The organism is Aquamicrobium terrae (assembly GCF_052978165.1).
Genome location: NZ_JBRKLZ010000001.1, coordinates 1,977,194 through 1,989,593, shown reverse-complemented (window position 1 = coordinate 1,989,593; position 12,400 = coordinate 1,977,194). Strand labels below are relative to the sequence as shown.

14 protein-coding genes are annotated in these 12,400 nt (G+C 67.0%); 5 read left to right on the top strand and 9 right to left on the bottom strand.

From position 1 onward, the window contains the following. The first annotated feature begins 33 nt into the window (after positions 1–33). The gene (gene hemA, locus ACVCNR_RS10000) at positions 34–1,311 is read left to right on the top strand and encodes a 5-aminolevulinate synthase (protein WP_447074653.1); all 1,278 of its coding nucleotides are present in this window, start codon (positions 34–36) and stop codon (positions 1,309–1,311) included. A gap of 67 nt (positions 1,312–1,378) precedes the next feature. Beyond that, positions 1,379–2,194, top strand: coding sequence for a pyrroline-5-carboxylate reductase (gene proC, locus ACVCNR_RS09995; RefSeq protein WP_447074652.1), 816 nt, complete (start codon positions 1,379–1,381; stop codon positions 2,192–2,194). On the opposite strand, the gene ACVCNR_RS09990 is transcribed toward proC, so the two are convergent. From ACVCNR_RS09990 to dut, 4 genes are all read right to left on the bottom strand, one after another. Then, positions 2,195–3,187, bottom strand: coding sequence for an adenosine kinase (locus ACVCNR_RS09990; RefSeq protein ID WP_354193144.1), 993 nt, complete (start codon positions 3,185–3,187; stop codon positions 2,195–2,197). 126 nt (positions 3,188–3,313) lie between these two features. After that, positions 3,314–4,321, bottom strand: a complete 1,008-nt coding sequence (locus tag ACVCNR_RS09985) for a proline racemase family protein (RefSeq protein WP_354193146.1) — start codon at positions 4,319–4,321, stop codon at positions 3,314–3,316. 2 nt (positions 4,322–4,323) lie between these two features. Then, on the bottom strand, positions 4,324–5,124 hold the full coding sequence (locus tag ACVCNR_RS09980) for an isocitrate lyase/PEP mutase family protein (protein ID WP_354193148.1): 801 nt from the start codon (positions 5,122–5,124) through the stop codon (positions 4,324–4,326). 93 nt (positions 5,125–5,217) lie between these two features. Continuing rightward, entirely contained in the window at positions 5,218–5,697 is a 480-nt protein-coding gene (gene dut / locus ACVCNR_RS09975) for a dUTP diphosphatase (RefSeq protein WP_447074650.1), read from the bottom strand. A gap of 210 nt (positions 5,698–5,907) precedes the next feature. On the opposite strand from dut, the gene ACVCNR_RS09970 reads away from it, so the two are divergent. Then, on the top strand, positions 5,908–7,494 hold the full coding sequence (locus ACVCNR_RS09970) for a peptide chain release factor 3 (RefSeq protein ID WP_447074649.1): 1,587 nt from the start codon (positions 5,908–5,910) through the stop codon (positions 7,492–7,494). Between the two features lie 6 nt (positions 7,495–7,500). On the opposite strand, the gene relB is transcribed toward ACVCNR_RS09970, so the two are convergent. Genes relB through ACVCNR_RS09950 form a run of 4 tightly spaced genes read right to left on the bottom strand, consistent with a single transcriptional unit; the run spans position 7,501 to position 10,274 of the window. Then, positions 7,501–7,869 (bottom strand): type II toxin-antitoxin system RelB family anti-toxin, encoded by a 369-nt coding sequence (relB, locus tag ACVCNR_RS09965; protein ID WP_447074647.1) that lies wholly within the window; start codon positions 7,867–7,869, stop codon positions 7,501–7,503. A gap of 10 nt (positions 7,870–7,879) precedes the next feature. Next, the gene (locus ACVCNR_RS09960; RefSeq protein ID WP_447074645.1) at positions 7,880–8,410 is read right to left on the bottom strand and encodes a Smr/MutS family protein; all 531 of its coding nucleotides are present in this window, start codon (positions 8,408–8,410) and stop codon (positions 7,880–7,882) included. Beyond that, on the bottom strand, positions 8,407–9,552 hold the full coding sequence (gene mltA, locus ACVCNR_RS09955; protein WP_447074644.1) for a murein transglycosylase A: 1,146 nt from the start codon (positions 9,550–9,552) through the stop codon (positions 8,407–8,409). The genes ACVCNR_RS09960 and mltA overlap by 4 nt, the downstream gene beginning before the upstream one ends. A gap of 20 nt (positions 9,553–9,572) precedes the next feature. Continuing rightward, positions 9,573–10,274: a Tim44/TimA family putative adaptor protein gene (locus ACVCNR_RS09950; RefSeq protein ID WP_354193157.1), complete on the bottom strand. Its 702-nt coding sequence runs from the start codon at positions 10,272–10,274 to the stop codon at positions 9,573–9,575. Between the two features lie 185 nt (positions 10,275–10,459). Between ACVCNR_RS09950 and ACVCNR_RS09945 the strand changes: the two genes are divergently transcribed. Together ACVCNR_RS09945 and secB are read left to right on the top strand one after the other, a co-directional pair. Further along, entirely contained in the window at positions 10,460–10,960 is a 501-nt protein-coding gene (locus tag ACVCNR_RS09945; RefSeq protein ID WP_447074642.1) for an FxsA family protein, read from the top strand. Between the two features lie 112 nt (positions 10,961–11,072). Then, positions 11,073–11,567 carry a protein-export chaperone SecB gene (secB, locus tag ACVCNR_RS09940; RefSeq protein ID WP_447074640.1) on the top strand — a complete coding sequence of 165 codons (495 nt, stop codon included), beginning with the start codon at positions 11,073–11,075 and terminating at the stop codon, positions 11,565–11,567. A gap of 86 nt (positions 11,568–11,653) precedes the next feature. Here secB and dnaQ read toward each other — a convergent pair whose 3' ends face one another. After that, positions 11,654–12,367, bottom strand: a complete 714-nt coding sequence (gene dnaQ, locus ACVCNR_RS09935) for a DNA polymerase III subunit epsilon (RefSeq protein ID WP_447074639.1) — start codon at positions 12,365–12,367, stop codon at positions 11,654–11,656. Between the last annotated feature and the right edge of the window lie 33 nt (positions 12,368–12,400).

Here is a 12,400-nt window from a genome sequence, read left to right as displayed (position 1 = left end):
GTTTTCCCGGAATTGCTCGAACGGGACTCGAAAATGAACTATCAAAGGTTCTTCGAAGACGCCATCGACCAGCTTCATGCCGAGCGCCGCTATCGCGTGTTCGCCGATCTGGAGCGCATGGTCGGCAAGTTTCCGCGCGCGCTGTGGCGCACCGGCGCCGACACGCGCGAGATCACCGTCTGGTGCTCCAACGACTATCTGGGCATGGGCCAGCACCCGAAGGTGGTCACCGCCTTCCAGGACGCGGCCGGGCGCATGGGCTCGGGCGCCGGCGGCACCCGCAACATCTCCGGCACCAGCAATCCGCTGGTCGAACTGGAAAGCGAACTGGCCGACCTGCACGGCAAGGAGGCCGGGCTGGTGTTCACTTCCGGCTTCGTCTCCAACGAGGCAGCGATCTCCACCATCGCCCGGCTGCTGCCCAACTGCCTCATCCTCTCCGACGAGCTGAACCACGCCTCGATGATCGAGGGCGTGCGCCGCTCCGGCGCGGAAAAGCGCATCTTCCGCCACAATGACGTCGCTCATCTGGAAAGCCTGCTGCAGCAGGCCGGGCGCGAGCGCGCCAAGCTGATCGTGTTCGAGAGCGTCTATTCGATGGATGGCGACATCGCGCCGATCAAGGAAATCGCCGACCTCGCCGACAAGTACAACGCCATGACATATATCGACGAGGTCCATGCGGTGGGCATGTACGGACCGCGCGGCGGCGGCATCACCGAGCGCGAAGGGCTGGCCGATCGCATCGACGTGATCGAGGGAACGCTCGCCAAGGCGTTCGGCACGCTGGGCGGCTACATCACCGGCACCAGCGCCGTGGTCGATGCCGTACGCTCCTACGCGCCGGGCTTCATCTTCACCACGGCCCTGCCGCCGGCGCTTGCGGCGGCCGCGACGGCCTCGATCCGCCATCTCAAGTCCTCGCAGGGCGAGCGCGACGCCCAGCAGCGCCAGGCGGCGCGCGCCAAGCAGATCCTCGGCGACGCCGGCCTGCCGGTGATGTCTTCGGTGACCCATATCGTGCCGGTGCTGGTCGGCGACCCGGAGCTGTGCAAGATGGCCAGCGACCGGCTGCTCGGCGTGCACGGCATCTATATCCAGCCGATCAACTACCCGACCGTGCCGCGCGGCACGGAGCGGCTGCGCATCACGCCGACGCCCTTCCATTCCGACGCGCTGATCCTCGAACTGCGCGATGCGCTGGTCGAAACCTGGAATGCGCTGGGCATACCCTACGGCACCGTGCAGCGCCCCGAGGTCAGCGCCAGCGAACGCATCGTGCCGCTCTTGGTGCCGAAGTCCGGGGGCTGACCTCCAGCACGCTTTCCAGCCGAAGCTGTCCGGGTTATGAAAACTCCCGACAGCTGGGAGGAATGGAATGACTGCAAGGCTTGTTCTCGTCGGCTGCGGCCATATGGGCTACGCAATGCTGGCCGGCTGGGTCGGCTCCGGCCGGATCGCGGCCGGCGACATCGTGGTGGTCGAGCCCAACGACGCCTTCCGCGACCGGGCGGCGGCCCTCGGCTGCATCACGGCATCCGGCGCCGACGGGCTTCCCGCAGACATTGCGCCCGAAATCGTGGCGATCGCAGTCAAGCCGCAGGCCATCCGCGACGTGCTGGCCGACTATGCGCGCTTCGGCAACGGCGCCACCACCTTCGTCAGCATTGCCGCCGGCACCAGCGTCGCCACCTTCGAAAGCCTGCTCGGCGAAAACACGCCGGTGATCCGCTGCATGCCCAACATTCCCGCCGCCATCGGCAAGGGCATGATGGTGGTCTACGCCAACGCCCATGTCGGCGCGGAAGCCCGCCGGTTCGTGGCCGACCTCCTCACCGCCAGCGGCGAGGTGGCATCGATCGACGACGAGAAGCTGATGGATGCGGTGACGGCGGTGTCCGGCTCGGGCCCCGGCTATGTGTTCCATTTCATCGAGGCGCTGACCGCCGCGGCCAGAACCGCCGGCCTGCCAGCCGAGACGGCGGCGCGGCTGGCCGTGCAGACGGTCTACGGCGCGGCCGTCATGGCGGCGGAAAGCGGCGAGGAACCCGGCGTGCTGCGCCAGCAGGTGACGAGCTACAAGGGCACCACCGCCGCCGCGCTCGACGTGCTGATGGGCGAGGAGCGGCTGACGCGGCTGCTGACCGAGGCCGTCGAGGCGGCGCGCAAGCGTTCCATCGAGCTGGGAAGCTGATTACAACAACCCGGCCTGCTCGGCCTCGATGCGCAAATTCTGGCGCGGGCGCGGGCCGATCTGCTGGATGACCAGGCCGGCGGCGAGCGAGCCCAGCTTGCCGCAGTCCTCGAGCGAACGCCCCTGCGTATAGCCGAACAGGAAGCCGGCGGCGTAGAGGTCGCCGGCACCGGTGGTGTCGACCAGCTCGTCGATGGCGATCGCTTCGATCGGGATCGTCCGCTCGCCCTCGACGATCGTCGAGCCCTTTTCCGAACAGGTGACGGCCGCCAGCCGGCAATCCCTGCGGATGGCCTCGATGGCCGTTTCCAGGGACGCTGTCAGGTAGAGCGCCCGCAATTCGTGGTCGTTGGCAAAGACGATGTCGACCGTGCCACTGCGCATCAGGTCGAGGAACTCGTCGCGGTAGCGGTCGACGCAGAAGCTGTCCGAAAGCGTCATCGCCACTTCCCGGCCGGCGGCATGGGCCAGCCGCGCCGCCTCGCGGATCGCTTCCTTGGCGCGCGGCGGGTCCCACAGATAGCCCTCGAAATAGACCACCTTGGAACCGCTGGCCTTTTCGGTGTCCACGTCCTGCGGGCCGAACTCGATGCTGGCGCCGAGATAGGTGTTCATCGAGCGCTCGCCGTCCGGCGTGACGAAGATCATGCAGCGCGCGGTGGGCGGCGTGCCGGTGAGCGGTTTCGTGTCGAAGGCCACGCCCAGCGCGCGGATGTCGTGGGCATAGATGCCGCCCAGATGGTCGTCGGCGACCTTGCCGGCAAAGGCGGCGCGGCCGCCGAAGCTGGCGATGCCGGCGGCCGTGTTGCCGGCCGAGCCGCCGGAGGCCTCGACGGCCGGCCCCATGCGCGCATAGAGCAATTCGGCGCGCTCCGCATCGATGAGGTTCATCGCCCCCTTGATGATGCCGTTCTCGGCGAGGAAGCTCTCGTCGCTCTGGGCGATGATATCGACAATGGCATTGCCGATGCACAGCACGTCATATTCCGGCATTCATTCCTCTCCGGTTCGGGCCTTTCCGGCGCGGCCCCGCGCCCCTGAAATCCGCATGGGTGGTAGAGCATGGCGCAGGCTTTGCAAAGCCTCGGCACGACGATGTCCGCGGATCGGGCAAACCGATCAACGCAGCAGGAAACCGCGGCCGAGTTCGTCGTCCGCTTCCAGGGTGAATTCGGCCTTGCCCGAATAGAAGGCCCGGCCGCCGACGCGGGCGACGATCGCCGCATGCGGGCCGGCACGCGTGGTGCGGGCGACCTCACCCGTAAATCGCGAGCCGACGATGCTTTCGAAGACGCGCGCCCGGCCGGGTTCGATCTGGCCCTTGGCATGCATGACCGCCAGCCGCGCGGTGACGCCCGATCCGGTCGGCGAGCGGTCCACCTCGGCTTCGGCGAACACACAGACATTGCGCGTCGGCCGGTCCGCAAAGGCATCGCCGCCATCGGTCAGGATGGTGCCGTAGAGGAAGGCGAGGTCGTCATGATCGGGGTGGGCGAGCGGGAAACCGGCCTTCAGCCGGTCGGTCAGCGCCGTCGCCGCATCGACGAAATCGCGCACCCGGTTGGCGCCGAAGGCAAGCCCGAACTGGCGGCAGTCGGCCAGCGCATAGAAGGCCCCGCCATAGGCGACGTCGAAGCGTATCGTTCCGTAGGGACCGAGATCGATGCTGCGGTCGCCGGCGAACAGAAAGGCGGGCACGCTCTCGAACGAGACGGCGCCGGCCTTGCCGTCGCGGACCTCGACCGAGGCGACGACGAGGCCGCAGGGCGCCTCGATCCTGACCGTGGTCACCGGTTCGCTGGCCGCCACCATGCCGGTGTCCACCGCATAGCGGCCGAGCGCGATGACGGCGTGGCCGCACATGGTGGAATAGCCCTCATTGTGCATGAACAGCACGGCCAAGTCGGCGTCCGGCAGGTCCGGCTCGACCAGCAGCGCGCCATACATGTCGGCATGGCCGCGCGGCTCGAACATCAGGAGCCTGCGCAAATGGTCGAGATGCTCGCGCACATAGGCGCGCTTTTGCAGGATGGTGCCCTTCGGGATCGGCGGATAGCCGCCGGTGACGATGCGGACCGGCTCGCCGCCGGTGTGCATGTCGGTGACGGTCAGCACTTCCGCCGCCATCGTCAGGCGTCTTCCGCGAACATGGCCTGCAACCGGCCATAGGCCATGGCATCGCCGGCGAAGGCGAAGCTGCCCTTCTCCAGCATTTCCTTCGCCGCCCTCTCCACGGCACCGAAGGCGCAGGCGGTCAGCTTGGAGCCGAGCGAGATACGCCTTGCGCCCGCCTCGGCTAGCGCGGCCATGGTGAAGGCCGGCATTGCCAGCACGTTGACCGGCTTTTCCAGCGCGGCGCAGAGCGTGCGCACCTGATCGATTTCGGTGAGGCCCGGCGCATAGAGCACATCCGCCCCGGCCTTCTCGAAGGCCTGCAATCGCCGGATCGTGTCGTCGAGATCGGGACGGCCGTGCAGGAAGTTCTCGGCCCGCGCGGTGAGCACGAAATCGTGTTTCAGCGCCCGCGCCGCCTCGACGGCCGCCGCCACACGCTCCACCGCATGGGAGAAATCGTAGATCGGCGTGCTCTCGTCACCCGAAAAATCCTCCAGCGAGCAACCGGCAAGCCCCGCCGCCTCCGCCGCGAAAATGGTTTCGGCCGCGCTTTCGGGGCTGTCGCCCTTGCCCTTTTCCAGATCGGCCGAGACGGGCAGGTCGGTCGCTCCGACGATGTCCTTGCAATGGGCGATCATCGCCTCGAAGGCGACGCCGCCATCGGGCAGGCCGCGCGAGAAGGCGAAGCCGGCGCTGGTCGTGGCCAGCGCCTTGAAGCCCAGGGATTGCAACAGCCTGGCTGTTCCGATGTCCCATGGATTGGGGATGATGAAGGTGGAAGCGTGCAGTTCCCGAAAGACCGTGCCCTTGTCCATGGCCAAACCCCGGATGTGATCATCGCGGCGATCCTATCGCCGCCGACGGGACCGGGCAAACGAAACCGATGGGGCCAGCCGGGATGCCGCGGGTCAAGCGGTTCCGGTCGAGCCGAAGCCACCCGCGCCGCGCCCGGTGTCGCCGGCCAGCTCGCGCTCCTCGGTGCGCACATGGGTGACCGGGGCGAAGACGATCTGGGCGATGCGCATGCCACGGCTGACCGAAAAATCCTCGTCGCCGAGATTGACCAGCAGCACCTGGACCTCGCCGCGATAGTCGCTGTCGATGGTGCCGGGCGTGTTGAGGCAGGTGATGCCGTGCTTCAGCGCCAGGCCGGAGCGGGGCCGCACCTGGCCTTCCATGCCTTCGGGTATTTCCATGATCAGGCCGGTCGGCACCAGCGCCCGTTTGCCGGGCAGGATCAGGATCGAGCGATCCTCGGGAATGGCGGCGCGCAGGTCCATGCCGGCGGCGCCGGCGCTTTCATAGGCGGGCAGGGGCAGGCCTGCCGCATGCGGCAGGCGCACGAAGCCGACGGTGGGGCCGATGACGGAAGCGGTGGGGGAGGACATGGCAGCTTTCCTATCGAGAGTGGACCTGGCGGGAACGGACGAACAGCCGGGACGCGACCTCCACGGCATGCGCCCCGGCGGTTCCGCTTACAGCAGCCCGCCGGAATAGACCAGCACAGACCACATAGCCGAGGCCCGCCCCGGCACCATTTCCGTTCGACAGCCCGACCGGTTGTTGCTAGAAGCCCGCCACCAGACGGGATTCCAGACATGGCCGAGACAATTCAAGAAGCGGTGAAGCGCCGTCGCACCTTCGCGATCATCGCACACCCGGACGCCGGCAAGACGACGCTGACGGAAAAGCTGCTTCTGTTCGGCGGCGCCATCCAGCTCGCCGGCGAGGTGAAGGCCAAGAAGGACAAGATCCAGACCCGCTCCGACTGGATGAAGATCGAGCGCGAGCGCGGCATTTCGGTGGTCACCTCGGTGATGACCTTCGAATATGGCGACAACGTCTTCAACCTGCTCGACACGCCGGGCCACGAGGACTTCGCCGACGATACCTATCGCACGCTGTCCGCGGTCGACGCCGCCGTGATGGTCATCGATGCGGCGCGCGGCATCGAGCCGCGCACATTGAAGCTGTTCGAGGTCTGCCGCCTGCGCGACATTCCCATCATCACCTTCGTCAACAAGATGGACCGCGAGGCGCGCGACACCTTCGAGATCCTCGACGAGATCGAGGAGAAGCTGGCGCTCGACACCGCGCCCGTGACCTGGCCGATCGGGCAGGGCAAGACCTTCGCCGGCACTTATCATCTCGCCGAGAACGCGGTGCGGCGCGGCGATGCCGAGACCGAGCGCACCCCCGTGCACGGGCCGGACTCCAACCGCGCCGCCGGCCTGCTGCCGGAGAACGACCGCCCGGCCTTCATCGAAGAGGTGGAGCTGGCGCGCGAGGCATGCCGGCCGTTCGATCTCGAGGCCTTCCGCGAGGGTCATCTGACGCCGGTCTATTTCGGCTCGGCGCTGCGCAATTTCGGCGTGCGCGACCTGATCGAGGCGCTGGGCGCCTACGGGCCGCCGCCGCGCGCGCAGGAGGCCGACAGCCGCACGGTCGAGGCGACGGAGGACAGGATGACCTCCTTCGTCTTCAAGATCCAGGCCAACATGGACCCCAACCACCGCGACCGCATCGCCTTCGTGCGCGTCTGCTCCGGCATATTGCAGCGCGGCATGAAGGCCAAGCTGGTGCGCACCGGCAAGCCGATGTCGCTGTCGGCGCCGCAATTCTTCTTCGCCCGCTCGCGCATCACCGCCGACGAGGCCTATGCCGGCGACGTGGTGGGCATTCCCAACCACGGCACGCTGCGCATCGGCGACACGCTGACCGAGGGCGAGGACATCCTGTTCCGCGGCGTGCCCAACTTCGCCCCGGAAATCCTGCGCCGCGTGCGCCTCGGCGACGCCATGAAGGCCAAGAAGCTGAAGGATGCGCTGCACCAGATGGCCGAGGAAGGGGTGGTGCAGCTCTTCACGCCGGAAGACGGCTCGCCGGCCATCGTCGGCGTGGTCGGCGCGTTGCAGCTCGACGTGCTGAAGGAACGGCTCAACATCGAATACGGCCTGCCGGTCGATTTCGAGGTGTCGCGCTTCTCCGTCTGCCGCTGGATCGACGCCGACGAACAGGTCGAGCTGACGCGGTTCATGGAGGCGCATCGCGGCGACATCGCCCGCGACCTCGACGACGATCCGGTGTTCCTCGCCCAGCACGAATTCTCGCTGAACTACGAGGCCGAGCGCTGGAAGGCGATCCGCTTCACGACGGTGAAGGACTATCAGGTCCGCGATGCCTGACTAAATTCAGCGGCGGCGCGCCAGCACGTCCCGGATGCGGGCGGTGATGGCGCGGATTTCGGCCTCGTCCATGCGTGCGATGTTCTCGGCCAGCAGGTTGGCCAGTTCCGTCGCCGCCGGCGACAGGCCGGAGGTGTCGACCTTGACGCGCGGATGCGAGGCCTGGGCGATGCGCTGGAATTCCTCCGCCTCGTCCCAGATGATGTTGAAATAGCCGATGATCTTCTGGATCAGGGTCCAGCTCGGCGCGCCGCGCCTTCCATGCTCCAGCGCCGACAGATAGGCGGGGCTGACGCCGATGGCCGCCGCCATCTCCTTCTGGCTGGCGCCGCGTTCCTGTCGCAACTCGCGGATCTTTTCGCCCAGCGGCGTCATCGAAGCCTCCTCACCGGACCTTGCGCAGGCGCACGTAAAGCGCGCCCGCGCCGCCGTGATGGCGGGCGGCATGCTCGTGGCTCGACACGAGCATGCGGAAGGCCGATGTCGCCAGCCAGCCCGGCACCGAGCGGCGCAGCACGCCGTCGCCACCCGACGACGCGCCCTTGCCGGTGATGACCAGCACATAGCGCAGCCCGGCCGCATGGGCGCGGTGCAGGAACGAAAACAGCAGGGAATAGGCCTCGTCCTGCGTCATGCCGTGGAGATCGACACGCGCCTCGATCGGCAGCCGGCCCTTGGCCAGCTTGTCGAGGGTCGGGCGGTCGAGATGACGGGGCGGCGGCGGCACCGGCTTTGCCGGCGCGGAGGCCGCCGGTGCACCGGAAACCGGGGCGGGAGGCGGAGGCCCGCCCGCCGCCGGTCCGGGTGCCTCGGCCGGCGGCCCCGCCCGGCCCTTGAGCGGCACGGCCGTGCGGGCCACCAGGCTCCACAGGACCCGGTCCTCGTCGCTCAGCGTCTTTTGCGGCCGTCGCGTCATCGATTCGTATCCGTAACGGACGACAGATGGTCCGCGATCTGCTGCGGCACAAGAGCGTAGAAATCGGCCCGATGGCGCACCACGCCGGCGATCTCGCCGGCCGCATCGCCCGATCCGGCGAACAGGTCGCCGCGCGCGGTGCCGACGATGGCCGAGCCGGTGTCCTGCGCGACCATCAGCCGGCGGAAGGGTTTTTGCCCGAAGGCGAGAAGGTCCGGCGCGTCGATATAGAAGGGCGTGCCGAAGGTATGCAGCAGGCGATCGACGGCAACCGAGCGCCCCGGCGTCAGCGGCACCTTGGCCGCCGCCACCGGCCCGAGCGTCGGATCGTCCACCGGCGCCTCGCGAAAGAAGATATAGGAGCGGTTCCGCCACAGGATTTCGTCCACGCGCTGCGGGTTGCGGCGGAACCAGGCCCGGATCGACTGCATGGTGACCTCGGCCAGCGGAATTTCACCGAGATCGGCCAGGACCCCGCCCGGCCCGGTGAAGCGCTGCCCGGATTTCGCGGCATAGGTGACGCGGATGCTGCGCCCGTCGGTCATGGCGAGCCGCGCCGCGCCCTGCACGTGGACGAAGAAAGCATCGACCTTGTCGGCCAGCCAGGCGATCTCGAGGCCCTGTCCGGCCAGCACACCGCCCTCGATGGCCGCGCGGTCGTGATATTCGACCGGCCCCTGCGACGTGACGCGGGCAAAGGCCAGATAGGGGTCCAGGCCGGGCGGGCGATTGGCGTCGTCGATGTCGACGAGATCGGACGGGCGGGCCAGCAGCGGCACGGTGAAACGGGCTGTCCTGACCGGCGAAGCCTCGACCTGCGGTTCGTAGAAGCCGGTCACAAGCCCGTGATCGCCATGATCCGGCCTCACATGCAGGGGCACGAAATGGCGCTCGAAGAAGGCGCGCGCCTCGATACGATTCGCCGGCGAAACGGTTAGCGCCGCGTCATAGGTGTCGGCGAAAGCCTCGAACCGGATGCCGAGCGCACCGGTGCGATAGGGCTTCTTGCTTGCATGTTCGGCGGAACGCCGGAACGCCGCGAAGGCGGCAAGTTGGTCGTCGTCCTGCCAGCCGGGAAGCGCGCCGAAGCCGACACGGCGGAAGGGACCTGGCGGGCTTTCGGGAACTCGGGCTTCCGGCACGGGACGCAGCGCCCAGCCGGTCAGTCTTCGGCTTCGGTGGCGACCAGCTTCCAGTTCGGATCGCGCGAGCGGGTGTCGCGCGCGAAGGTCCACACATCCTTGACCTCGGCCACCGTGTCCGGATCGCCATCGACGATATCGCCGGCCTTGTCGCGGGTGGCCGAAATCAGTTCCGAAACGATGCGCAAGGTCACGTGGGCCTCGCCCCCCTTCATCTCCGCCGAGACGATCTCGGCCTTGTCGATGCCGACGAAGGAGGACTGGATCTTCTCGCCACGGCCCTCACGCTCGGCTATCGCCGCGACGAAACCGTCATAGACCTCGCGCGACAGCAGGTTCTTGAGCGTCTTGCGGTCGCCGTCCGCATAGGCCATCACGATCATTTCATAGGCCATCTTGGCACCGTCGACGAAGCCCTTCGGCTCGAAGCTGGCATCGGCATCCTTGATGGCGCGCAGGCCCTTGTTCAGCTCGGTCTCGGGCCTGGCCAGCGCATCGATGGCCGCATAGGTCTCGGCCGCGGCTTCGCCGCGCTTGTTGCGCGGCAGGGCGACGACATTGTCGGCATCGCCTGCGGCGGGCTTGTCCTGCTTGCGCGCGGAATAGGGATCGAAGGGGGGGCGCTCACTGCCGGTGCGGCGGCCAAGCACATTGCGCAGCTGAAAGAAGATCACCACCGCCGCGACCAGGAAGAAAATCGTGCCGAAGTCGAAAAATTCCATCGCGCGCCAATCGATCCCTTTACGCTGCACCGAACGCACAGCACCGCGTCTGGCGTCATCCTATCAAAGCATATAGAACGCGAGACACAATCATTCAAATCAAAGGCACGCATACCTATCTGTAGGGACCAGTGCCAGCGGCAAATGACGCCGAAGGCGTAAACGACCAGCAAACGGTTACGATTTTGCGTGTTTCCTTCTTCCCCGTGCTCTTTCTCCTGCTTCCGCTCCTGGAGATCGCCGCTTTCGTCCTTGTCGGCAAGCAGATCGGGGCGCTGGCCACGGTCGGCCTCGTCATCGCCTCAAGCGTGGCCGGCAGCCTGCTCCTGCGCCATCAGGGGCTGGGGGCGATGAACAAGGTACGCGCGGCGATGGAAAAGGGCGAGGACCCCAGCCTCCAGCTCGCCACCAGCGCCATGGCGGTGGTGGCCGCCATATTGCTCATCGTCCCGGGCTTCATCACCTCCGCCATTGGCCTGCTTGTCCTCCTGCCGCCGGTACGGGCCCTGTTCTGGCGGCTGTTCGGGCGCCGCGTCGTCTTCACCGGCCAGTTCAGCGCCTCCGGCTTCCGGCGCGGACGCGATGGGCGCACCATCGATCTCGACAGCGAGGATTTCCAGCGCAGCGGCCAGGGAGGCGGACGGCCCGACGCGGATTCGCCCTGGCGACGGCTTCCCGAGGAATAGAGGCGGGACGGGACGGCCGGCGGTCAAAACCTTGTGTTGACTGACCGGTCGTGATAGCCAACCCCGCGAATCCACATCGGGGCCGGACGGTCCGAAAACAGGAACAGGGCTCATGGCCGACGAGAACGACAAGAAAGCCACCGCCGGAAACGGCAATGGAACCCAGCCGACCCTCAACGTGCTGGCGCAGTATGTGAAGGACCTGTCCTTCGAGAGCCCCGGCGCCCCGAATTCGCTGCGCGGCCGCGACAAGGCGCCCGGCATCGCCATCAACGTCAACGTCAACGCCAATCCGCTGTCGGAAAAGCAGTTCGACGTGAACCTGTCGCTGACGGCCAAGGCCACGGTCGACAAGGACGTGCTGTTCAATGTCGAGCTGGTCTATGGCGGCGTGTTCAACATCGACGGCTTCCCGCAGGAGCACATGCTGCCGATCCTGTTCATCGAATGCCCGCGCCTGCTGTTCCCCTTCGCACGCCAGATCATCGCCGACGCGACCCGCAACGGCGGCTTCCCGCCGCTGATGCTCGATCCGATCGACTTCGCGCAGATGTTCCAGCAGAAGCTGGCCGAGGACCAGGCCGCCGCCAAGGTTCAGGTGAGCTGAGCCGCAGCCGGAATGACGATACGAAAAACCCGGCCTCGCGCCGGGTTTTTTCATAGAAAATATATTGAAAACAACAGGTTATTTTGTCAGGCCGCCGGCCGGCCGAGGGCCTGCAGCCAGACCGCCTTTTCCCCCATCGAATCGACCAGCGCCGCATGGGCGGCGCGGTCCGCCTCGCTGAGGCGCGACGGCAGCGGCGAGGGACGGCTGCCGATCCGGACCTCGGCCATGTCGATGCTGACCTCTTCCACGCCGACCGCGACCACCGTGTCCAGCACGAGCGCCGCCTGCTTGCCGCCGATCAACTCGATATAGACTTCGGCCAGAAGCTCGGAATCGAGCAGGGCGCCGTGCTTGGTGCGATGGCTGTTGTCGATGCCGTAGCGGCGGCACAGCGCATCGAGCGAATTCGGCCCCATCGGATGCTTGCGCTTGGCCAGCGCCAGCGTGTCGACCACCAGGTCGGACACCACCGGCGGATGGCCGAGGCGGGCGAACTCGGCATTGATGAAGTTGATGTCGAAATTGGCGTTGTGGGCGACCAGCCTGGCGCCGTCCACGAAGGCCATGAATTCTTTGGCGATCTCAGGAAAGGTCGGCTTGCCGGCTAGGTCGGCGGCGCTGATGCCGTGCACGGCCTGCGCGTCGGGGTGGATCTGGCGGCCCTGCGGGTTGATGTACTTGTGAAAGGTGCGCCCGGTCGGGAACCGGTTCACCAGTTCGACGCCGCCGATCTCGATGATGCGGTCTTCGCGCGCATCGAGCCCCGTGGTTTCCGTATCGAAAATGATTTCACGCACCGAATCGCTCCTTGCCTGAACCATGCGCAAAAG